Annotated in this window: 19 protein-coding genes; 5 read left to right on the top strand and 14 right to left on the bottom strand. The window is 72.3% G+C overall.

Translation table 11 applies throughout. From position 1 onward, the window contains the following. The first annotated feature begins 23 nt into the window (after positions 1-23). The 3 genes from QSK45_RS33075 (at position 24) to QSK45_RS33065 (ending at position 3,675) form a co-directional block, all read left to right on the top strand. A complete protein-coding gene (locus QSK45_RS33075) occupies positions 24-1,319 on the top strand; it encodes an MFS transporter (RefSeq protein ID WP_285562596.1) in 1,296 nt (431 codons plus the stop codon). A gap of 104 nt (positions 1,320-1,423) precedes the next feature. Next, complete coding sequence (gene dnaN / locus QSK45_RS33070) at positions 1,424-2,560, top strand: DNA polymerase III subunit beta (protein WP_285562595.1); 1,137 nt, start codon at positions 1,424-1,426, stop codon at positions 2,558-2,560. Positions 2,561-2,661: 101 nt separating this feature from the next. Continuing rightward, the gene (locus tag QSK45_RS33065) at positions 2,662-3,675 is read left to right on the top strand and encodes a sigma-70 family RNA polymerase sigma factor (RefSeq protein WP_285562594.1); all 1,014 of its coding nucleotides are present in this window, start codon (positions 2,662-2,664) and stop codon (positions 3,673-3,675) included. Here QSK45_RS33065 and QSK45_RS33060 read toward each other — a convergent pair. After that, positions 3,559-3,891 (bottom strand): STAS domain-containing protein, encoded by a 333-nt coding sequence (locus QSK45_RS33060; RefSeq protein WP_285562593.1) that lies wholly within the window; start codon positions 3,889-3,891, stop codon positions 3,559-3,561. The genes QSK45_RS33065 and QSK45_RS33060 overlap by 117 nt on opposite strands. A 139-nt stretch (positions 3,892-4,030) precedes the next feature. On the opposite strand from QSK45_RS33060, the gene QSK45_RS33055 reads away from it, so the two are divergent. Further along, positions 4,031-4,951, top strand: a complete 921-nt coding sequence (locus tag QSK45_RS33055; RefSeq protein WP_285562592.1) for an AEC family transporter — start codon at positions 4,031-4,033, stop codon at positions 4,949-4,951. A 3-nt stretch (positions 4,952-4,954) separates the two neighbouring features. Here QSK45_RS33055 and QSK45_RS33050 read toward each other — a convergent pair whose 3' ends face one another. From QSK45_RS33050 to QSK45_RS33010, 9 genes are all read right to left on the bottom strand, one after another. Beyond that, on the bottom strand, positions 4,955-5,539 hold the full coding sequence (locus QSK45_RS33050; protein WP_285562591.1) for a Uma2 family endonuclease: 585 nt from the start codon (positions 5,537-5,539) through the stop codon (positions 4,955-4,957). Positions 5,540-5,636: 97 nt separating this feature from the next. Further along, positions 5,637-6,920 carry a thymidine phosphorylase gene (locus QSK45_RS33045; protein WP_285562590.1) on the bottom strand — a complete coding sequence of 428 codons (1,284 nt, stop codon included), beginning with the start codon at positions 6,918-6,920 and terminating at the stop codon, positions 5,637-5,639. A 78-nt stretch (positions 6,921-6,998) separates the two neighbouring features. After that, a complete protein-coding gene (locus tag QSK45_RS33040; protein WP_285562589.1) occupies positions 6,999-7,403 on the bottom strand; it encodes a cytidine deaminase in 405 nt (134 codons plus the stop codon). Further along, on the bottom strand, positions 7,400-8,689 hold the full coding sequence (locus QSK45_RS33035) for an ABC transporter permease (RefSeq protein WP_285562588.1): 1,290 nt from the start codon (positions 8,687-8,689) through the stop codon (positions 7,400-7,402). Before QSK45_RS33035 ends, QSK45_RS33040 begins: the two co-directional genes overlap by 4 nt. After that, complete coding sequence (locus tag QSK45_RS33030; protein WP_285562587.1) at positions 8,689-9,819, bottom strand: ABC transporter permease; 1,131 nt, start codon at positions 9,817-9,819, stop codon at positions 8,689-8,691. Before QSK45_RS33030 ends, QSK45_RS33035 begins: the two co-directional genes overlap by 1 nt. Further along, on the bottom strand, positions 9,816-11,342 hold the full coding sequence (locus QSK45_RS33025; RefSeq protein ID WP_285562666.1) for an ABC transporter ATP-binding protein: 1,527 nt from the start codon (positions 11,340-11,342) through the stop codon (positions 9,816-9,818). Before QSK45_RS33025 ends, QSK45_RS33030 begins: the two co-directional genes overlap by 4 nt. A 226-nt stretch (positions 11,343-11,568) precedes the next feature. Further along, positions 11,569-12,627: a BMP family lipoprotein gene (locus tag QSK45_RS33020; protein ID WP_285562586.1), complete on the bottom strand. Its 1,059-nt coding sequence runs from the start codon at positions 12,625-12,627 to the stop codon at positions 11,569-11,571. A gap of 310 nt (positions 12,628-12,937) precedes the next feature. After that, the gene (locus QSK45_RS33015; protein WP_285562585.1) at positions 12,938-14,167 is read right to left on the bottom strand and encodes an amidohydrolase; all 1,230 of its coding nucleotides are present in this window, start codon (positions 14,165-14,167) and stop codon (positions 12,938-12,940) included. A 546-nt stretch (positions 14,168-14,713) separates the two neighbouring features. Further along, positions 14,714-15,094: a VOC family protein gene (locus tag QSK45_RS33010; RefSeq protein WP_285562584.1), complete on the bottom strand. Its 381-nt coding sequence runs from the start codon at positions 15,092-15,094 to the stop codon at positions 14,714-14,716. A 92-nt stretch (positions 15,095-15,186) separates the two neighbouring features. Between QSK45_RS33010 and QSK45_RS33005 the strand changes: the two genes are divergently transcribed. Next, positions 15,187-16,188, top strand: a complete 1,002-nt coding sequence (locus tag QSK45_RS33005) for a helix-turn-helix transcriptional regulator (RefSeq protein WP_285562583.1) — start codon at positions 15,187-15,189, stop codon at positions 16,186-16,188. A gap of 86 nt (positions 16,189-16,274) precedes the next feature. Here the strand turns inward: QSK45_RS33005 and QSK45_RS33000 are convergent, their stop codons facing one another. The 4 genes from QSK45_RS33000 to QSK45_RS32985 are packed head-to-tail and all read right to left on the bottom strand — an operon-like array spanning position 16,275 to position 21,166. Next, entirely contained in the window at positions 16,275-17,615 is a 1,341-nt protein-coding gene (locus tag QSK45_RS33000; RefSeq protein WP_285562582.1) for a hypothetical protein, read from the bottom strand. A gap of 36 nt (positions 17,616-17,651) precedes the next feature. Next, positions 17,652-18,590 carry an N-acetylneuraminate synthase family protein gene (locus QSK45_RS32995; protein WP_285562581.1) on the bottom strand — a complete coding sequence of 313 codons (939 nt, stop codon included), beginning with the start codon at positions 18,588-18,590 and terminating at the stop codon, positions 17,652-17,654. Positions 18,591-18,602: 12 nt separating this feature from the next. Further along, complete coding sequence (locus QSK45_RS32990; protein WP_285562580.1) at positions 18,603-19,832, bottom strand: N-acylneuraminate cytidylyltransferase; 1,230 nt, start codon at positions 19,830-19,832, stop codon at positions 18,603-18,605. A 23-nt stretch (positions 19,833-19,855) separates the two neighbouring features. Continuing rightward, positions 19,856-21,166, bottom strand: a complete 1,311-nt coding sequence (locus QSK45_RS32985) for a DUF6716 putative glycosyltransferase (protein ID WP_285562579.1) — start codon at positions 21,164-21,166, stop codon at positions 19,856-19,858. Positions 21,167-21,243 lie beyond the last annotated feature (77 nt).

The raw sequence follows: 21,243 nt of genomic DNA, 5'->3' as shown, positions 1-21,243 counted from the left end.
AGGAGCGTCCCTACGGTCGAAGCATGTCTCCCGCCAGTACCGGGGCGTCCGCCACCCTGGACGCCGCGTCTCCCGTCGCCACCACCTCCTCGGACACCGGTGTCCCCGACTCCCGCATGACCCCGGGCGGCCCCGGTTACCGCCGGATGAGCCTCGCCCTCTTCCTCGCCGGGGTCGCGACCTTCGCCCTGCTGTACTCGACCCAGGCCCTGCTGCCGCTGATCTCCGAGGACCTCGGGGTCGCGGCGAGCGAGGCCAGCTGGACCGTGGCGGCCGCGACCGGCGGGCTCGCGCTGTTCGTGCTGCCGATGAGCGCCCTGTCGGAGCGCTTCGGGCGTCGTACGGTGATGACGGCTTCGCTGGCGGTCGCGGTGGCCGTCGGCCTGCTGGTGCCCTTCGCGCCCTCGATCGGCGCGCTGGTGGCGCTGCGCGCGGTGCAGGGCGCGGCGCTCGCGGGACTGCCCGCCTCCGCCCAGGCGTACCTGGCCGAGGAGGTGCGGCCGCGCGCGCTGGTGACGGCGATCGGCCTGTTCGTGGCGGGCAACAGCGTCGGCGGCATGAGCGGCCGGGTGATCACCGGCTGGGTGGCGCAGTTGTGGGGCTGGCGGGTGGCGGTCGGTGTGATCGGGGTGATCGCGGTCGGATGCGCGGTGGCGTTCCGGCTGCTGCTGCCGGCCCCGCGGCACTTCAAGGCGGGCTCGCTGCGTCCGCGCGTGCTGCTCGGCACGGTCCGCGCCCACCTCTCCGACCCGCTGCTGCGCCGGCTGTACGCGATCGGCGCGCTGTTCATGACGGTCTTCGGTGGCGTGTACACGGTGATCGGCTACCGGCTGACGGGCGCGCCGTTCGGCCTGCCGCAGGGCATCGTGGGGTCGATCTTCCTGGTCTACCTGGTGGGCACGGTCTCCGCGTCCACGGCGGGCCGCCTGGTGGGCCGGCTCGGCCGCCGGGGCGCGCTGTACCTGGCGGGTGGCACGACCGCGGCGGGCCTGTTCCTCTCGCTGGGCGCGTCCCTGCCCCTCGTCCTTCTCGGCCTGGTGCTGATCACGGCGGGCTTCTTCGCCGGCCACGCGGTCGCCTCCTCGGCCGTCAGCAAGACCGCCACCCACGGCCGCGCCCAGGCTTCCGCGCTCTACCAGTCCGCCTACTACATCGGCTCCAGCGCCGGCAGCACGGTGGGCGCCGTGGCCTTCCACGCGGACGGCTGGCTGGGGACGGTGAGCGTCGGCCTCCTCGCGATCCTGGGCGTCGTCACCCTCACGGTGCTCGGCTCGCGGGCTGCGCGGGTGGCGGAGCGGCGGGAGCCCGTCACGGTGTGACGCCTCGTGGGTGATCGCGCGGTACCCCCTGTTCGGGGCCGGTTGTCAGTGGGCGCGGATAGCGTCGCCGGGACAACAGGGCCGTCGAGCGGGGGGTTTGCCGTATGGAGTTCCGGATCGCGCGCGGGGATCTGGCGGAGGCCGTGGGCAGGGCGGCGAGGGCGCTGCCGGCGCGGACGCCGGTGCCCGTGCTGGGCGGCCTGCTGCTGACCGCGCAGGAGGGGCGGCTGACGGTGTCCGGCTCCGACTTCGAGACCACGGCCCGGGTGCGGGCCGAGGCGGAGGTGGGCGTGGCGGGCCGGGTGCTGGTCCTCGGGCGCCGGCTCCTCGACATCTGCCGGGTGGTGCCGGAGGGCCCGGTGAGCTGTGCGCTGGAGGGGGCGCGGTTCACGGTGGAGGCGGACGGCACCCGGTTCGGGCTGTCGACACTGCCGTACGAGGAGTATCCGGCGCTGCCCGAGGCGCCCCCGGAGTACGGCGCGGTGGACGCGGAGGCGTTCGCGACGGCCGTCGGGCAGGTGGCGGTCGCGGCGGGGCGCGACGACACGTTGCCGGCGCTCACGGGGGTCCGGCTCCGGCTGGACGGAGAGGAGATGACCCTGTCGGCGTCCGACCGGTACCGCTATGCCGTACGGCGGCTGGAGTGGAAGCCGCGGGCAGGGTCGGCCGGGGAGCCGGTGGAGGTGCTGGTGCCCGCCCGGCGGCTGCTGGAGACGGCGCGGGGGCTCGCGCGTTGCGGGTCCGCACGCGTCCTGCTGGACCCGGGGGCGGGACCGGCGGCGGGGGCCGGGACGGTCGGGTTCGAGGGCGGGGGCGCGCGGACGCTGCTGCGGCGGCTGGAGGGCCGGCTTCCGGGGTACGGCGCGCTGTTCGAGCTGCCGGGTGCCTCGGTCGCCGAGGTGGAGGCCGCGGCGCTGACGGAGGCGGTACGGCGGGTCGCGGTGGTCGCCGAGGCGAACAGCCCGGTGCGGCTGGACTTCGCCGCGGCCGACGGTTCGCTGCTGGTGCGGGCCGGGTACGGGGACGACGTGGCGGCGCAGCGGCTGCCGGCCGTGCTGCGGGGCGCCGGGGAGGCGTCGGTGGCCTTCGACCCGGCGTATCTGCTGGACGCGCTGAACTCCTTCGAGTGCCCCGGGCTGCGCATCGAACTGCTCGGGGCGGGGCAGCGGGCGCTGCTCGTCGGCACCGGGGCGGCCGCCGCTCACCAGCATCTGCTCATGTCCCTGAAACAACTGGTCTGACCTGGTCCTTTGTGGCCTCCGGCGGGCGTTGTCAGTGGGCTGCGGTAGCTTCCGAAGTCCGGGGCGCGAAGGCGCCGGACGGCCACAGGGGCGGGTGGACGATGGGTGACGGGATGGCGACGGCGGAGATCGATGTCGCGCTGGAGAAGCACCGGACCGAGCTGACCGGGTACTGCTACCGGATGCTCGGCTCGTCCTTCGAGGCGGAGGACGCGGTGCAGGACACCCTGGTGCGGGCCTGGCGGAGTCACGAGGGGTTCGAGGGCCGGTCCTCGTTGCGCTCCTGGCTGTACCGCATCGCGACGAACGTGTGCCTGGACATGCTGGCGGCGGGCAACAAGCGGGCGCGGCCGATGGATCTGACCGCCGCGACCCCGCTCGCGCAGGCGGCGCTGTCGCCGCGCCCGGATCACACCTGGCTGGAACCGGTGCCGGACGCGCGGGTGCTGCCCTCGGTGGACGATCCGGCGGAGGCGGCGATAGCCAAGGAGTCGGTGCGGCTGGCGTTCATGGCGGCGTTGCAGCGGCTGCCGCCCAGGCAGCGGGCGGTGCTGATCCTGCGCGAGGTGCTGGCGTGGCGGGCGAGCGAGGTCGCCGAACTGCTGGAGACCTCGGTCGCCTCGGTCAACAGCGCGTTGCAGCGGGCGCGGGCCACGCTCGCCGACCGGGCGGACACGAGCGCCGAGGGGGAGGTGTCCGATCCGCTGGACGAGGAGCAGCAGAAGCTGCTGGAGCGCTATGTGAAGGCGTTCGAGGGGTACGACATGACGGCGCTGACGGCGCTGCTGCACGAGGACGCGGTCATGACGATGCCGCCGTTCGACCTGTGGCTGCGCGGTCCGGCCGACATCACGGGTTTCATGAGCACGCTGGGTGCCTCCTGCGCCGGCTCCCGGCTGCTGCCGGTGCGGGCGAACGGGCTGCCCGGGTTCGCGCACTACAAGCCGGACCCGGAGGGCGGCGGGTTCGCCCCGTGGGCCGTGCAGGTGCTGGAGCTGTCAGAGGGCCGGATCACCGGTTTCCACTGCTTCCTCGACACCCGGCGCTGGTTCCCCCTCTTCGCGCTGCCCCTCCACCTGGAAGCGGAGTCCGGCGAGGGCGAGAAGGGCGAGTAGCGCGGGGCCGGGGGCGCGCAGCCGGACCCGCCCGCCGGCCCGGCGGGCGGTCAGCTCCAGCCGGGCCAGCAGGTCCACCTCGGCGAGGCCCGGCGGCCCGAGCGCGCCCGCGTCGCAGACGACGACCCGGGAGCCGGTGCGCTCCAGCGCCGACCGTACGGCGTCGCAGAGCAACGGCACCTCGCCCCGGCCGACGGGTCCGGGCAGCACCAGCACGGGAGGTTCCTCGGCGTCCACGCAGGGGTAGACGGCCGGGCCGCGCGTAACTCATCGCGCGGCCTAGGCCACCCGGCGCGACCCGGCACCACAGGAATCACATTGACCGACTCCCGTCCCGCGCTGGAGTGTGGTGGCCGTGACGGGGGTACTCAGCGGGTTCGCGGTGATCGCGATCGTCATCGGGGCGGGCTATGCGCTCGAACGGCGCGGGACGCTCGGGGCACAGGGCGTGGACGTGCTGACGCGGCTGGCGTTCATGGTGGCCGGTCCCGCGCTGCTGTTCACCACCCTGGCCAAGGCCGACCTCTCGGTGCTCTTCTCCGCCCGCCTGCTGGTGACGGCGCTGAGCACGGCGGCGGTCTCGGCCGTCTTCGTGGTGGCCGGGGCGGTGCGGGGGTGGGGTGTGGGCCGGACGACGATCGGCGCGCTGTGCTCCGGTTACGTCAACTCGGGCAACCTGGGCATTCCCATCGCGGCGTACGTCCTGGGCGACGCGTCCCTCGTGGCGCCGGTGCTGCTCTTCCAGGTCGTCCTCGTCACGCCGATCGCGCTCACGGTGCTCGACCTGTCCGGCATGGGCGAGAAGAGCACGCTCGGCCGGCGGCTGCTGACCCCGCTGCGCAACCCGATCGCGGTGGGCTCCCTGTCCGGTGTGGTGGTCTCCGCGGCGGGCTGGAGACTCCCCGGCCCCGTGCTCGACCCGCTCACCCTCCTCGGCGACATGTCCGTCCCGGCGGCCCTGCTGACCTTCGGCATGTCCCTGCACGGCAGCACGGCCCCCTGGCGCGGCCGGGACCGCCGACTCGTCCTGCTGTCCGTCGCCCTGAAGTCCCTGGGCCAGCCCCTCGCCGCCTGGGCCCTCGCCGCCTCCCTCTTCCACCTCCACGGCGCCCCCCTGCTCGACGTCGTCGTCACCTCCGCCCTCCCCGCCGCCCAGAACCTCTTCACCTACGCCGGCCGCTACCACGTGGGCCAGTCCCTGGCCCGCGAGTCGATCCTCCTGTCGACGGTGGTCTCGGTACCGGTGCTGGTGGCGGTGGCGGCGGTGCTGGGGTGAGAGTCAGTCGACAGGGAACTCGCCGGTGTCGATCGTGACGTCGAACGGTGCCGGGAGCTTGAGGGGGTCGCCGAACTTGACAGCGCTCAGGACCCGGTAGACCTCACCCCTCGGCTCCCCGTAGAGGGTCGCGGTGGGGCCTCCGGGAGCCCAGCGGTCGATGAGGAGGTACAGCGGGATCCCAGCGGTCGCATAGGCGGCGGGCTTGCTGACGCGGTCGTGGCGGGCGTTGGACCTGGAGGTCACCTCGACGACGAGTTCGGCCAGAGCAGCGGGGATGTGTGTGTCCGTCTCCGCGCAGTCCCCTACCGGGGCTACCAGGAGGTCGGGGATGAACATGCCCAGTCGTGACGGTACGGCGACGGCGAGAGTCTGGAATACCCCCCAGTCGTCGGGAATCACCGAGTAGAGGCGACGCTGGACACGTTCCGTGATCACGTTGTGGCGGAACGCGGGAGAAGGTGACACGGTGATGATCCCCTCGATGATCTCCACCTTGCTGCCCTCCGGCCATTTCGTCTCCTCCCAGAACCGGACGAGGTCGTCCCAGCTCTGGTCGGGGTCCTGGCTCACGGTAAGTGCGCTCATGGCGGGTCTCCTCATCGGTGCGTCACCGGTCCCAGCATGCCGAACGGGATCGGTGCAGGTCCACCGATCCCGTTCACCCGTACGAGGAAACCGCAGGTCAGGCGATACGTTCCAGCACCACCGGCGTCGCCGCGAAGTCCGTGCCCGGCTCGGCGATGTCGTAGGAGCCCGACACCGCCTCCAGGGCGTAGTCGAAGCGCTCGGGGGTGTCCGTGTGGAGGGTCAGCAGGGGCTGGCCGGCGGTGACCGTCTCGCCCGGCTTGGCGTGGAGCTCGATGCCGGCGGCGGCCTGCACCGGGTCCTCCTTGCGGGCCCGGCCGGCGCCGAGGCGCCAGGCGCCGATGCCGATGTCGTAGGCGTCGAGGCGGGTCAGGACGCCGGAGGAGGGTGCGGTGATCACGTGCTGTTCGCGGGAGGTGGGCAGCGGGGCGTCCGGGTCGCCGCCCTGGGCCGCGATCATCCGGCGCCAGACGTCCATCGCCGAGCCGTCGGCCAGCGCCTTCGCGGGATCGGCGTCCTTCAGGCCCGCCGCGTCCAGCATCTCCCGCGCCAGGGCGAGCGTCAGCTCGACCACGTCCGCGGGGCCGCCGCCCGCGAGGACCTCCACCGACTCGCGGACCTCCAGCGCGTTGCCCGCCGTGAGGCCGAGCGGGGTGGACATGTCGGTGAGGAGCGCGACCGTACGGACGCCGTGGTCGGTGCCCAGGCCCACCATCGTCGAGGCCAGTTCCCGGGCGTCCGCCAGGGTCTTCATGAAGGCGCCCGTGCCGACCTTCACGTCCAGCACCAGCGAGCCCGTGCCCTCGGCGATCTTCTTGGACATGATGGACGACGCGATCAGCGGGATCGCCTCGACCGTGCCCGTCACGTCGCGCAGCGCGTAGAGCTTCTTGTCCGCGGGGGCGAGGCCGTCGCCCGCCGCGCAGATCACCGCGCCGACGCCGTCGAGCACGCTCAGCATCTCCTCGTTGGAGAGCAGCGCGCGCCAGCCGGGGATCGACTCCAGCTTGTCCAGGGTGCCGCCGGTGTGGCCGAGGCCCCGCCCGGACAGCTGCGGCACGGCCGCGCCGCACGCCGCCACCAGCGGGGCCAGCGGCAGGGTGATCTTGTCGCCGACGCCGCCGGTCGAGTGCTTGTCGGCGGTCGGGCGGGCCAGCGCGGAGAAGTCCATGCGCTCGCCGGAAGCGATCATGGCCGCCGTCCAGCGGGCGATCTCGCGCCGGTTCATGCCGTTGAGCAGGATCGCCATGGCGAGCGCGGACATCTGCTCGTCGGCGACCTCGCCGCGGGTGTACGCGTCGATGACCCAGTCGATCTGCTCGTCGGTCAGCTCGCCGCGGTCCCGCTTGGTGCGGATGACGGAGATGGCGTCCATGGCCATGGCTGGTGGAGTCCTTCCGGGAGGTGCAAGGAGTACGGCCCCCCTGCGCTGATCCGCGTCAGGAGGGCCGTACGGGAGTTACTTGGTGAGATGGTCCGGGCCGAAGGCCTGGGGCAGCATCTCGGAGAGCGGCAGGACGCCCGCGGGGGTGTCCAGGAGCAGGTCCGGGCCGCCGAACTCGTACAGCAGCTGACGGCAGCGCCCGCACGGCACGAGCAGCGAGCCCTCGCCGTCCACGCAGGTGAAGTGCGTCAGGCGACCGCCGCCGGTGCGCTGGAGCTGCGAGACCAGGCCGCACTCGGCGCACAGGCCGAGGCCGTACGAGGCGTTCTCGACGTTGCAGCCGGTGACGGTGCGGCCGTCGTCGACAAGGGCGGCCACACCGACCGGATAGCCGGAGTAGGGGGCGTAGGCGTGGGCCATCGCCTCCCGGGCCTCGGCGCGCAGCGCCTCCCAGTCGAACCCGGCCGCGTTCTCGGTCACTTGCCCTGACCCTTCCGGTACCGCATGCCGTCCGCCTTCGGCATCCGCAGGCGCTGCGCGGACAGCGACAGCACCAGCAGCGTGACGACGTACGGCGTGGCGCCCACGAAGTCGCTCGGCACCTCGTCGGTGAACAGGTACCAGACCAGGACGGCCGCCGCCACGACCAGGCTGAGCGCGCCGTGCCACGCGGCCTTGCGGTACAGCTTCCAGGCCGCCAGGGCGACGAGCAGGACGACCAGCAGGAGCAGCAGCGCGTGCACGGTCGTGCCGCCGTTGCGCAGCTGGAGGGCGTCCGAGTAGCCGAACAGGCCGGCGCCCATGGCGAGGCCGCCCGGCCGCCAGTTGCCGAAGATCATCGCGGCGAGGCCGATGTAGCCGCGGCCGCCGGTCTGGCCCTCCAGGTACGTGTGCGAGGTGACCAGCGCGAGGAAGGCGCCACCGAGGCCGGCGAGGCCGCCGGAGACGGCCACGGCCGCGTACTTGTAGGTGTAGACGTCGACGCCGAGGGACTCCGCCGCGACCGGGTTCTCGCCGCAGGAGCGCAGCCGCAGCCCGAAGGGGGTGCGCCACAGCAGCCACCAGCTGCCCACGAACAGCACCGCGGCCAGGATGGTCACCACGGACAGGTGGGTGACCACGCCGCCGAGGACGCCGGCCAGGTCGGAGACGAGGAACCAGTGGTGCTTCTCGATCGACTGCAGGCCGTCGGACAGCCCGGGGACCGTGACGTCCGGCAGCGTGTCCGCGGGCGGGGACTGCTTCGGGTTGCCGCCCGCGTTGGACGCGGCGCCGTCGGTGAAGAACAGCTTGGCGAGGTACTGGGTGGTACCGAGCGCGAGCAGGTTGAGGGCGACACCGGAGACGATGTGGTCGACGCCGAAGGTGATGGTGGCGACGGCGTGCACCAGGCCGCCGATGACGCCGAAGCCGATGCCGCACAGCAGGCCGAGCCAGGGGCTGGACTGCCAGCCGACCCAGCCGGCGCCGAAGGTGCCGAGGATCATCATGCCCTCGAGGCCGATGTTGACCACGCCGGCCCGCTCGGACCACAGACCGGCGAGGCCGGCGAGGCCGATCGGCACGGCGAGCCCGAGGGCGGCGCTGACCTGACCCGAGGAGTCGAGGTCCTGCGACCCGGTGATCACCCGGACGGCGGCCAGGAGCAGCAGCGCGCCCGCGACGAGCACCAGGATCTGGCCGAGCGAGCGGCCCGAGCTCTTGGGCGCGGCACCCGCGGCCTTGGGCGCCGCGGGCGGCGGCGCGTCGGTCATCGTGGCAGTCATCACGCCACCTCCTGCTTCTTCATCGGGGCGGCGGCGGCCTGCGCGGCGAGTTCGGCGCCGACCTTGTGCTGCTGGCGCTTGAGGCCGTAGCGGCGTACGACCTCGTAGGCGATCACGACGCACAGGACGATGACGCCCTGGATGACGCCGAGGATCTCCTTGTCGTAGCCCTGGAACTCCAGGTGGTTGGTGGTGCGCTCCAGGAAGCCCCACAGCAGGGCGCCGAGGGCGATGCCGATCGGGTTGTTGCGGCCGAGCAGCGCGATGGCGATGCCGGTGAAGGCGATGCCGGTCGGGAAGTCGCTGCTGTACTGGTAGCTCTCGTTGAGCAGGGTCGGCATGCCGATCAGACCGGCCGCGGCACCCGAGATGATCATGCTGGTGACGACCATCTTCTTCACCGAGACACCGCTCGCGGTGGCCGCGCTCTCGGACTGGCCGACGGTGCGCAGGTCGTAACCGAACCGGGTGCGGCCGAGGACGAACCAGTAGGCGACGCCGACGATCGCGGCGATGACGATGAAGCCGTCGAGCTCGCCGGAGGCGCCGGTGTCGATGAGGAAGAAGTGCGAGGCCGACGGGAGCGGCTTGGTGGCGACGACGGTGCCGCCCTGGTAGAGCTGGGCCAGCTTGCCGGGCTGGAGCAGATAGCCGATGACCGCGGTGGCGATCGAGTTCAGCATGATGGTCGAGATGACCTCGCTGACGCCGCGGGTCACCTTGAGGACGCCGGCTATGGCCGCCCAGACCGCGCCGGTCGCCATGGCGCAGATCAGGATGAGCAGCATGGAGAGCCAGCCCGGCAGGGTCAGCGCCCCGCCGAGGACGGCGGCGAAGAACGCGGCGAGCCGGTACTGGCCGTCGACACCGATGTTGAACAGGTTCATCCGGAAGCCGATGGCCACCGAGATGCCCGCGAGGTAGTACGTGGTGGCCTTGTTGAGGATGTAGACCTGGCTGTCGCTGGCGAAGCCGTAGGTCAGCATGTCGCTGAAGGCGGGCCCGGGGTTCTTGCCGGTCGCGAGGATCACCAGGGCGGTGATGAGGAGCGCGGCGACGATCGCGAGCAGCGGCGCCGCGATCCCGAGGAGCAGCCGCTCCTTGTCGATCCGTGAGGTCAGCTTGTTCATCGGGCGTCGTCCTCTGCGTGCTCCAGACGGCCGGTGGCCGCACCCGTCATGGCGGAGCCCAGCTTCTCGGGGGTGATGGTGGCGGGATCGGCGTGGGCGACCAGGCGGCCGCGGTACATCACCCGCAGGGTGTCGGACAGGCCGATCAGCTCGTCCAGGTCGGCGGAGATCAGCAGCACGGCCAGACCCTCGCGGCGGGCCTGGCGGATGTGGTCCCAGATGGCCGCCTGCGCGCCGACGTCCACACCACGGGTGGGGTGGGCGGCTATGAGCAGCTTGGGGGCGTGGCTCATCTCGCGGCCGACGATCAGCTTCTGCTGGTTTCCGCCGGACAGCGAGGCCGCGGTGACGTCGATGCCGGGGGTGCGGACGTCGTACTCCGCCACGATCCGCTCGGTGTCGGCGCGGGCGCCCTTGATGTCGAGCAGCGGGCCCCGGGAGTTGGGCCGCTCGGTGACGTGGCCGAGGATGCGGTTCTCCCACAGCGGGGCTTCCAGGAGGAGGCCGTGGCGGTGGCGGTCCTCGGGGATGTAGCCGATGCCGGCCTCGCGGCGGTCGCGGGTGGGGCGCTGCGAGATGTCGGTGCCGTCGAGGCTGATGGTCCCGGTCTCCGGGTGGCGCATGCCCATGATGGCCTCGACCAGTTCGGACTGGCCGTTGCCCTCCACGCCGGCGATACCGAGGATCTCGCCCTTGTGGATGGTGAAGGAGATCTGGTCGAGGATGACGCGCTCGATGCCGTCGAGGTCGGTCTGGCTCAGGTGCAGGCCCTCGACCGTGAGCATCGGGACGTCGGTGACCGTGGACTCCTCGGTCTCCGGGGTGGGCAGCTCGCTGCCGACCATCATCTCGGCGAGCTGGCGGGGGGTGGTGGAGGACGGCTCCGCGGTGCCGACCGTCGTACCGCGCCGGATGACGGTGATCTCGTCGGCGACGGACAGCACCTCGCCCAGCTTGTGCGAGATGAAGATGACGGTGAGGCCCTCGGCCTTGAGGTCGCGCAGGTTGTCGAAGAGGGCGTCGACCTCCTGGGGCACGAGCACGGCGGTCGGCTCGTCCAGGATGAGCGTCTTGGCGCCGCGGTAGAGGACCTTGAGGATCTCCACGCGCTGGCGGTCGGCGACGCCCAGCTCCTCGACGAGGACGTCGGGGCGCACGTTCAGGCCGTACGCGTCGGAGATCTCCTTGATCTTCGCGCGGGCCTTGCCGCCGATGCCGTACAGCTTCTCCGCGCCGAGGGCGACGTTCTCCAGCACGGTGAGGTTGTCGGCGAGCATGAAGTGCTGGTGCACCATGCCGATGCCGCGGGCGATGGCGTCGGCGGGGTTGTGCAGGACGACCTGCTCGCCGTCGATCGTGATGGTGCCCTCGTCCGGCTGCTGCATGCCGTAGAGGATCTTCATCAGGGTGGACTTGCCGGCACCGTTCTCACCGCACAGGGCGTGGACGGTGCCCTTGGCCACGGTGATGTCGATGTCGCGGTTGGCGACGACGCCGGGGAAACGCTTGGTGATGCCGCGCAGTTCGACGGCAGCGGGAGGGCTGGACGCGTTGATGGCGCACTCTCCTCGGGGAAAGGGGCTGCGTAGGGGAGGGAGGGCAGGCGTCGGCGACGCTAGCGCGGCAACTCCGTGCTACACGCGTAGAGTTGACACATTGTTATGGCTCGGCGAAGGGGCCGCGAACGGCTCCCCGCGCCGAGCCTGGGTCCGGTGGACGGCCGGACCCTCACCTGTCGGTCAGGTCAGATCACGGGGTGGTCTTGACCTTGATCTTGCCGTCGACGATCTTCTGCTTGGCGGCGTCCAGCTTGGGCTGGATGTCCTTCAGGTAGCCACCGCTGGTGGCCAGGGAGACACCACCCTTGGCGAGGGAGTAGACGTTGTTGCCCGCCAGCGGCTTGCCGTTCTTGACGGACTGGACGAAGTCGAAGACGCCGACGTCGACGTTCTTGACCGCGGAGGTCAGGATGGAGCTCTTGTACTTCTCCATGCCCGGGACGTTGTACTGGTCCGAGTCCACGCCGATCGCCCAGGCGCCCTTGACACCGTGGACGGCCTCGATGGCGCCGGTGCCGGAGGAGCCGGCCGCGCTGTAGATGACGTCGGCGCCGTTGTCGAGCATGCCCTGCGCGGCCTGCTGACCCTTGTCCGGGCTGGAGAAGCCGGAGGTGTCCTGGCCGTGGCTCAGGTACTGGACGTCGACCTTCACCTTGGGGTTGGTGTCGTGCACGCCCTGGACGTAACCGGCCTCGAACTTCTTGATCAGCGGGTTGTCGACACCGCCGATGAAGCCGACGTGGCTCTTCTTGGTCTTCAGCGCGGCGGCGACACCGGCCAGGTAGGAGCTCTGCTCCTCGGTGAAGGTGATGCTGTCGACGTTCTTGCCGTCGACGACGGAGTCGACAAGACCGAAGGAGGTCTTCGGGAACTGCTTCGCCACCTGCTGTACGGCGGGCGCATAGGTGTAGCCGACGGCGATGATCGGGCTGTAGCCGGCCTGGGCCAGGTCCGTGAGGCGCTGCACCCGGTCCGCGGGGGTGTCCGAGGTCTTCGCGGTCAGTTCCTTGATGGAACCGCCGAACTGCTTCTCGGCCTTGTCGACACCGCGCGCGGCGGAGTCGTTGAAGGACCGGTCACCACGGCCGCCGACGTCGTAGGCGAGACCGATCTTGATACCACCCTTGGCGCTGCCCGAGGACGAGGACGAGCTGTTCTCCTCGGAGGACGTCTTGCCACAGGCAGTGGCGGAAAGGGCGAGGGCTGCGGTGGCGAGACACGCAGCGGAAAGCTTGGCTACCCGGCGCACGGGAAGGCTCCTTCACCTGACCTGAGCGCCATGTCGGCGCTTGAGCCGAACACCCCGGCGGCGACGGCTTCGCGGCATCGTAACGCGCGTAGATGTCGCAAAAAACCCTCTCTCGAAGCCGTTATCGATTCGAGGCAAACAGCGTCTGAACTCGTGCTGCGAGTCCTCTCACACCTCTGTTGCGCACAGCGCACGATTGGCTTGCGAACATGTTGCGCCGGGACGGGCGGGCGCCCCCGGAGCGGGACGGCCGCTCCAGGGGAGGTTCCGGGAAGGGCCGCCCCTCGGAGCGGTCGCCCCCGCGGCCCTGTCAGTCCTCGCTGTCGTAGAGGAACGCGGCCGCGGTGAACATCTCCACACCCACCGTGATGGCGTGCTCGTCGGCGTCGAAGTCGCCCTGGTGCAGATCGCGCACGGTGCGCTCGCCGGGGCGGCGCACGCCGAGCCGGGCCATGGCGCCGGGCACGTGCTCCAGGTACCAGGAGAAGTCCTCGCCGCCGAGGCTCTGCGCGGTGCTCTCCACGGAGTCCCGGCCCCGGCGCGCGACCATCGCGCGGCGCAGCAGGTCGGCGGAGCCCTTGTCGTTGACGACCGGCGGCACCCCGCGCACGTAGTTGATCTCCGACTTGGCCCGGTGCATGGTGGCGACCTCGTCGATGGCCGCGTGCACGATGTCGGGGGCCTGCCGCCACGCCTCCAGGTCCAGGCAGCGCACCGTGCCGGCCAGCTCCGCGTGCTGCGGTACGACGTTCGGGGCGTGGCCCGACTCGATCCGGCCCCAGGTGAGGGCCAGCCCGACGCGGGTGTCGACGCGGCGGGCGATCAGCGCGGGGACGTCGACGGCGACCCGGGCGGCGGCGGTGACGAGATCGGTGGTCAGGTGCGGCCGGGCGGTGTGCCCGCCGGGCCCGTCCAGGGCGATCTCCAGTCGGTCGCAGGCGCTGGTGATGGGGCCGTGGCGCAGCCCGACGCGGCCGACCTCGACACGGGGGTCGCAGTGCACGGCGAGGATCCGCCCGACCCTGTCGAGCGCGCCGTCCTCGATGGCGCCGAGGGCGCCGCCGGGCAGCACCTCCTCGGCGGGCTGGAAGATCAGCCGTACGGGGCGGGTGAGCAGACCCTTCTCGTGCAGGTCGGCGAGGACGAGGCCGGTGCCGAGGACCACGGTCGTGTGCATGTCGTGACCGCACGCGTGCGCCCGGTCGGGCACGGTGGAGCGGTAGGGGCAGTCACTCTTGGTGTCCGGGATCGGCAGCGCGTCGATGTCGGCCCGCAGCGCGAGCACCGGCACGGCGGGCTGCTCACCCTCTGCCAGGCCGATGTCGCACACGAGTCCGGTTCCGGTGGAGAGGACGCGGGGCCGCAGCCCGGCCTTCTCCAGCCGCTCCTTGATCGCGGCAGTCGTACGGAACTCCTGGTTGCCCAGCTCGGGGTGCATGTGCAAGTCGCGGCGGAAGGCGACGAGTTCGGCGTGCAGGGACTCGCTCAGCACGCCGGGGAGCACATCCCCCGCGAGGCCGGCCTCGGACTCTAGGGACATCAATTGCTTCACCCTCTGAAGGGTAGGACGCCCGGGTGGTCAACTGCCCCTGGATCAACAAAAGTTCAGCCCGTCAGGGGAAGAAAATCTGACCGTTGGGCGCATGACTGTGGACTGTGATGGGTAAAACCACTTTTTTCTCCTTCCACGCATACCACGCCTTGGCCGAGTCACGCTCGCCATGTCCACGAACCGGACCTCCACTCGGCCCGCACCCACTAGGGTCACGACCGGTGACCGATACGACCGGGGGCCTCCTCCGGACGACCCGTGCCGCCCACGACGCGATCGCCGGGGACTACGCGGCGCACCACCCTCCAGCCTCCCGCGTCCTCCCGGACCGGAGCCCGATCCCCGCTCCCCGGACCGGGGCCCGGCGTTCGGCACCGGCCTCTCCCCGAGCGGGTGGCGCCGGCCCGCGAGACCCGTCCCCGACGCCGCGGCCGCACGGGTTCGATGACCTCCCCGGGCGCCCCGGCGCCCCGCCCGGCGGCCTCCTCGGCCGCTGCTCCGTCCGGGCGCGGACGTTCGCGCCGGCCCGGCGGCCTATCCCCGGGCCACGGCCGGGGTGAAGAAGTTGACGAGGTTGCCGTCGGGGTCGCGGAACAGCAGCGAGCGGTTGCCCCAGGGCATGGTGGTGGGCTCGTTGACGAAATCGGTGACCAGGCCGGTCAGGTTCCGGTGCACGCGGTCCACGTCGTCGACGCGGAACTCGATGATCACGCTGTGGTTGTCCGCCGGACGGGCGGCGCCGGGGGCGAAGAGCGGGACGGTGCGGGTGCCGGCGATCGCGAGGGTGGCGTGGGGGGTCCTGAGCTCCGCGAAGTCCTCGGTGGCCCGGACGGCCCGCACTCCGGTGGCCCGCTCGTAGAACCCGACGAGGCGCTCGACGTCGCCGGTGATGACGCGGATCGAGACGAAGTCCATGGTGATCTCCTTGGCTGGGGGAACCGCTGCGCCCCGAACGCTAGGAGGAAAAGGGGACAGAATCGGTCCCCTATCCGCGTTACGCTGCGGACATGTCTCCTCGCACCGGCCGCGCGCCCCGCCCCACCGGCCGCGTGCTGACCCTCCTGGAGCTGCTGCAGTCGGGCGGCACCCGGACGGTGGCCGAACTCGCCGACCGGCTCGGCGTCGAGGGACGGACCGTGCGCCGGTACGTGGACCAGCTGATCGACCTCGACGTGCCCGTGGAGTCGGTCCGCGGCCGCTACGGCGGGTACCGGCTCGGCCGCGGGTACCGGCTGCCCCCGCTCATGCTCGGTGACGAGGAGGCACTCGCCGTACTCCTCGGCCTGGCCGCCGGCCGCCGAGCGGGGCTGACGGAGCGGACGGCGAGCGAGACGGCGTCGGCCAAGATCCGCCGGGTGCTGCCGGGGCACCTCGTCCGGCGCCTCGACGCGCTCCTGGACTCCCTCGCCTTCACGGACCGGCCCGGCGAACCCGCCACCCCGGACGCCGGGGTCCTGCTCACCCTCGCCGACGCGGTACGCCACCACCGGCCCGTCTCGATCCGGTACACCGACCGCGACGGGCGCCGCAGCGAGCGCACGCTGCACGCGTACGGGATCGTCGCGCACGCGGGCCGCTGGTACGTGACGGGCCTCGACCCCCGGCTCGACGAGGACCGGACCTTCCGGCTCGACCGCGTCACGGACGCCAGAGCCCTGCCCGGCTCCTTCGAGGCGCCCCCGGTGCCCGATCCCGCCCAGCGCGTCCTCTCCGGCTTCGCCACGGCCGAGTACCGGCACGCGGTGACCCTGCGCGTCCACGGCACACCGGAACAGATCCGTGCCCGCCTCCCGGCCGCCGTCGCGACCCTGACGGAGGACGAACCCACGGCGACCGGGGACCGGACGGACGAACGCTGGCTCCGCGTCGAACTCCGCGTGGAACGCCTCGACTGGCTGCCACCGGCCCTCGCCGCCCTCGACCGCCCCTTCGCCATCGAACGCCCCGCCGAACTCCGCACCCTGGTCCACGCCCTGGCCCAGCGCCTCCGCTCCTGCGCCGACGCGTGATCGGAGCCGGCGCGGCGGCGGCCGGAAGTGCCCGACCCGGCGCCGAAGCCCAGGGGGCACGCCTCCGGGAGCCCGCGGCGAGGGGCCTACGCCAGGCTCACCGACGCCAGTCGGTGCACGTCGCGCGCCGTCCCCGTCACTCCCGACAGGAAGCCCTGGGCCCGTGGTGACGCGTTCTCCGTGAGCCAGGTCGGGTCGATGTCGCACACCGCGACGCGGACGCCGGTGCCGGCCAGGGCCAGGGGGAGGGTGTGGACGACCGTGGAGGGGAAGCTGAGGATCGTACGGCCGATGGGGCCGCGGCGGGCGATCAGTTCCAGGGGGAGGTCGGGCCGGACGATCTCCAGGCCGGTCTCGGTGGCCAGGCGGTGCAGTTTCTCCGTGCTCTCGCGGCGGTGGGCGAAGTAACGGGTGGTGCCGTGGGCCTTGGCCAGCGTGCGGACGGCCTCCAGGTAGGAGTCGCCGTCGACCACGCCCGTCTCCACCAGGGACGTGCCCACCATGTCCGCGCCCTTGGTGATGCGCGGCGGTCCGAAACGGGCCCGGGTCCAGGAGAAGTCGTTGGCCGTGACCGTGACGCCCTCGGGGATCTCGTGCACCGGCATCGAGGAGAAGACCTCCACCCGGCGGTGCGCGCTGGGCGTCAGGCGGCGGCGGGCCGAGAAGGAGACCGGCGCGAAGAGCAGGTCGCGGGGGCCGGGACGGCCGCCCTTGCGGTGCCAGCGCACCAGGCGTTCGCCGCGGGCGAGTTGGGCGACGAACTCCATCGTCGCGGTGCCGTCGTCCACCACCACCAGGTCGCGCGCCCGGGTGATGGTCAGCAGCAGCTGGACGTAGCGGGAGAAGGGATCGCCCATGACCACGCGGTCGGCGCGGCGGAGCAGGCCCGCGAGGCCGCCGATGGTGGCGAAGGGCGCGGTCGGGCCGCCGCGGGCCTCCTCCCAGCGCACCCGGTAGCCCTCGTCCCGCGCCAGGTCGGCCATCCGGCGCAGCTGGCCGCGGGTCATGGGATCGGTCGGGGACAGGACGACGACCGTGAGGTCACCGCCAACCGGTGGGGTCCCACCGGTTGGTGACGCTCCCCCGGGCGGTGACCCCCCGTCGGCCGACGGCGCCCCGCCGGTCGGAGACACCCCGCCGTCCGCGGACGCTCCACCGGCCGGAGCCCCCCCGTCCGCCACCGCCGTTCCGCCCGCCGGTGTCCGCCGCACCTGCGCGGGCACGGAGGGCAGGGGACCGGCGGGCGGGAGGAGGCCGACCGGCGGCAGCGGGTCCGCACCCGCCCCCGCGCCCCCCGCCGGGCCCGGGTCCGGATCTCGTAGCCCGTGCAGGTGGGCCCACTCCAGGACGTTCAGCAGCTGGACCGGGCTCTCCACGAAGGCGAGCGTGCGGGCGGGGTGGCCGGTGCGGCCGGCGCGGGGGCTCATCGGGGGTACGACCGTCCCGTCGTAAGTGACCTGGAATCACACCGTGACCGGCTCGCCGGCCGCGGCCGCGATCTCCGCCTCGGCGACGACGCCGGTGACGCGGCGCAGCTTCTTCATCGGGCCGAGCTCGGAGTCGTAGACCTTCTTGACGCCGTCACCCAGGGAAGCCTCGATGGTGCGGATGTCGCGCACGAGGCGCGTGAGGCCCTGGGGCTCGACGGAGGCGGCCTGGTCGGAGCCCCACATGGCGCGGTCGAGGGTGATGTGGCGCTCGACGAACGCGGCGCCGAGGGCGACGGCGGCCAGCGTGGTCTGCAGGCCGGTCTCGTGGCCGGAGTAGCCGATCGGCACGTTCGGGAACTCCTTCTCCAGCGTGTTGATCACACGGAGGTTCAGCTCCTCGGCCTTCGCCGGGTAGGTCGACGTGGCGTGGCACATCAGGATGTTGTCCGAGCCGAGGACCTCGACCGCGTGGCGGATCTGCTTCGGGGTGGACATGCCGGTGGAGAGGATGACCGTGCGGCCGGTGGCACGCAGGGCGCGCAGCAGCTCGTCGTCGGTCAGCGACGCGGAGGCGACCTTGTGGGCGGGCAGGTCGAACTTCTCCAGGAAGGCGACGGCCTCGGTGTCCCACGGGGACGCGAACCAGTCGATGCCCTTCTCCTTGCAGTACTCGTCGATCCGGCGGTACTCGTCCTCGCCGAACTCCACGCGGTGGCGGTAGTCGATGTAGGTCATCCGGCCCCACGGGGTGTCGCGCTCGATGTCCCACTGGTCGCGCGGGGTGCAGATCTCGGGCGTGCGCTTCTGGAACTTGACCGCGTCGCAGCCGGCCTCGGCGGCGGCGTCGATCAGCTTGAACGCGTTCTCCAGCTCACCGTTGTGGTTGATGCCGATCTCGCCGCAGATGTAGACGGGGCGACCCGGGCCGACCTCGCGCGAACCGAACGTACGCAGACGGGAGTTGGTGCTCATCAGGGGGTGTCCTTACTTGGGGAGGGAATCGAGAGAGGGGCCGAGGATCCAGCTGGCGATCTCTCGGATCGCGCCGTCACCGCCGGGCAGGGAGGTGACCGCGCGTGCGGCGCCGCGTACGACGTCGTGGGCGCTCGCGACCGCCACGGGCCAGCCGACGAGGGCGAAGCAGGGGAGGTCGTTGACGTCGTTGCCGACGTAGAGCACGCGCTCCGGCGCGATGCCCTGCTCCTCGCACCACTGCTTGAGGGCGAGGTCCTTGCGGTCGATGCCGTGCAGCACGGGAAGCCTCAGCTTCCGGGCGCGGGCGGCGACCACGGGGTTCTGTTCCGTGGACAGGATCAGCATCTTCAGGCCGCTCCTGCGCAGCGCCGCGATGCCGAGTCCGTCCCCGCGGTGCACGGAGACGAGTTCCCGCCCTTCGGAGTCGATCAGCACCCGGTCGTCCGTCTGGGTGCCGTCGAAGTCGAGTACGACCGCGTCGATGTCGTCGGCCGCCGGCAGCGCACCGGGGCGTTCCGCGTCGAAGAGGGGGGCCAGCGCGCGGGCCCTCGCCAGGTCGTGCGGGTCGTCGATCTCCAGCACCCGCGCGGGATCGGTGCGCACGAGTTCGGTGCGGCCGAAGAAACGGTGCCCGTGCTCGCGGAAACCGGCCGCGTCCATGGCGTACGCCGTGCCGGTCTCCAGGAAGTCCTGGGGGCGGTCCTGGCGGCGGGGACGGTACGACTTGTCGTGGTTGACCCCGACCCCGCCCGCGGACCCGGCGTCGTCCTCGCGCCACACGAAGCCGTGGAAGGGGGCCACGGTCACCGCCGTGTCCGCGCCGTTCTCCAGCACCGCGCCGGCCACTCCGTCCACGTCCTCGCGGACGATGAAGGGGCTGGTGCACTGCACGAGCAGGACGACGTCCACGGCCGCGCCGTGCAGCGCCTCGTGGGCGTCCATGGCGTGCAGCACGGCCGCCTCGGACGTCGCGGTGTCCCCGGCGATGGCGGCCGGGCGGAGCACCACCTCGGCGCCCGCCTCGCGGGCGGCGGCCGCGATGGCCTGGTCGTCGGTGGAGACCACGACATCGGTCACCAGGCGGGTGGCGCGGCACTCGCGCACCGCGCGGGCCACCAGCGGGACGCCGCCGACCGGGGCGAGGTTCTTCGCGGGCACGCCCTTGGAGCCGCCGCGGGCCGGGATCACCGCGAGCACCCGGCGCACCGAGGCGCCCTGGCCCGCTTCCGGGTCGGACATGGGGTCTACTCCTTGTGTAGAGGTCACAGCTCCCCCATCCGCCGGATCACCGGGGCGACCCGCTGGACGCCGTGCCGGTAGGCGCCGCGCGCGGCCCGGCGCACGATCTGGCGCACGGGTCCGGGGGCCTTGTCGGCGGTGGGCGCGCCGGGCAGCGGGGCGCCGTCGGGGCCGAGGTGGTGGCGGGCGAGGATGCCGGGCAGATAGCCGGGCGCGGTCTCGGGGGTGTAGTAGGGGGTCAGGGGCGGCAGCCCGTCCGCCCGGTCGAGCAGCTTCGCGATGCGCTCGCGGGCCGCGTCGAAGGCGGTGTCGTACGAGCCGTCGGCGGCGACCCCCTGCCGGGCCACCCACTCCTCGTCGGGGGCGGGCCGGTGTCCGGCGTCGAGCTGGTCCCAGGAGGCGAGGCAGCCGGAGCCGGTGAAGTGGTGGTTGCCGAGCGCCTCGCGCACGCCGAGGTCGGTCAGGACGACCGTGGGGACCCGGCGGTGGAGGGCCTCCAGGGCGGCCGTGGAGCTGACCGTGACGAGCAGGTCGGTGCGGTCGAGCACCTCGCCCATGTGCCCGTACACCAGGCGGAAGTTGGCGGGCACGTCCTTGCCCTGGACCAGCTTCTGGTAGGGCAGTTCCTCGATGTGCGTGGTGTGTTCGCCGGGCTTGGAGCGCAGCTTGAGCAGCACCTCGCGCTCGGGATGCTTGCGGGCGTGCCGGATGAGGCGGTCGAGGAGGTAGGTGCGGTCGCGGCGGTTGTCCGGGACGGACGGCTGGGCCGCGAACACCACGGTGTACGGGTCGTGTTCGCCGGCGTACGGCGCCCCGCCGAGGAAGGGCAGCGCGACCTCGGTGACCGCGGAGGCGTCCGCGCCGACCCCCTCGTACACGGCCCGGAACCGGTCCGCGTCGTGGCGGGAGTTGGCGAGGACCAGGTCCGCGCCGTGCCGCAGGAGCAGGCCGTCGGCGAGCTTCTCGTAGACGACGCCGACGTAGCCGGTGACGACGACGGGCCGCCGGCCGGTGCCCCACACGGTGCGCAGGCCGTGCAGCATGGCCTGCACACCGCCGCCGACCAGGGCCAGCACCAGGACGTCGTAAGGCTCTTGGCCCATCGCGTGGAGGAACTCGACGCCGGTGACCTCGCTGAGGGAGTCGGCGCGGACGCCGACCTCCTGGAGCTGGCGGGCGGTCGGGGTGGCTCGTCCGCGCAGGAGGTACCCGTCGAGCCGGACCTCGGCATCCGCCGGAGTGAGCCGCTGCGCGGTGAGCGCGCCCCACTTCCACCGGGTGTCGGAGTCCGCGAGGACGGCGACCCGCAGGGACTTCGTTGCACTTGCTGGCACGTCCAAGACGCTAGGAAGCCATTCCGCCGTTCCGCCCAACCCGAACGCAACAAACGGTTAACAGCACACCGCCGGAT

The organism is Streptomyces hygroscopicus subsp. hygroscopicus, assembly GCF_030269125.1.
GTDB lineage: Bacteria > Actinomycetota > Actinomycetes > Streptomycetales > Streptomycetaceae > Streptomyces > Streptomyces hygroscopicus_C.
The sequence above is the reverse complement of the archived record's forward strand: the minus strand, read 5'-3'. Positions and strand labels throughout refer to the sequence as shown.

Coding starts and splice junctions, on each gene's coding strand:
- QSK45_RS33075 (WP_285562596.1), top strand. CDS start 24: ATGTCTCCCGCCAGTACCGGGGCGTCCGCCACCCTGGACGCCGCGTCT.
- dnaN (WP_285562595.1), top strand. CDS start 1,424: ATGGAGTTCCGGATCGCGCGCGGGGATCTGGCGGAGGCCGTGGGCAGG.
- QSK45_RS33065 (WP_285562594.1), top strand. CDS start 2,662: ATGGGTGACGGGATGGCGACGGCGGAGATCGATGTCGCGCTGGAGAAG.
- QSK45_RS33050 (WP_285562591.1), bottom strand. CDS start 5,539: ATGAGCGCACTTACCGTGAGCCAGGACCCCGACCAGAGCTGGGACGAC.
- QSK45_RS33045 (WP_285562590.1), bottom strand. CDS start 6,920: ATGGCCATGGACGCCATCTCCGTCATCCGCACCAAGCGGGACCGCGGC.
- QSK45_RS33035 (WP_285562588.1), bottom strand. CDS start 8,689: ATGACTGCCACGATGACCGACGCGCCGCCGCCCGCGGCGCCCAAGGCC.
- QSK45_RS33030 (WP_285562587.1), bottom strand. CDS start 9,819: ATGAACAAGCTGACCTCACGGATCGACAAGGAGCGGCTGCTCCTCGGG.
- QSK45_RS33015 (WP_285562585.1), bottom strand. CDS start 14,167: ATGTCCCTAGAGTCCGAGGCCGGCCTCGCGGGGGATGTGCTCCCCGGC.
- QSK45_RS33010 (WP_285562584.1), bottom strand. CDS start 15,094: ATGGACTTCGTCTCGATCCGCGTCATCACCGGCGACGTCGAGCGCCTC.
- QSK45_RS33005 (WP_285562583.1), top strand. CDS start 15,187: ATGTCTCCTCGCACCGGCCGCGCGCCCCGCCCCACCGGCCGCGTGCTG.
- QSK45_RS33000 (WP_285562582.1), bottom strand. CDS start 17,615: ATGAGCCCCCGCGCCGGCCGCACCGGCCACCCCGCCCGCACGCTCGCC.
- QSK45_RS32995 (WP_285562581.1), bottom strand. CDS start 18,590: ATGAGCACCAACTCCCGTCTGCGTACGTTCGGTTCGCGCGAGGTCGGC.
- QSK45_RS32990 (WP_285562580.1), bottom strand. CDS start 19,832: ATGTCCGACCCGGAAGCGGGCCAGGGCGCCTCGGTGCGCCGGGTGCTC.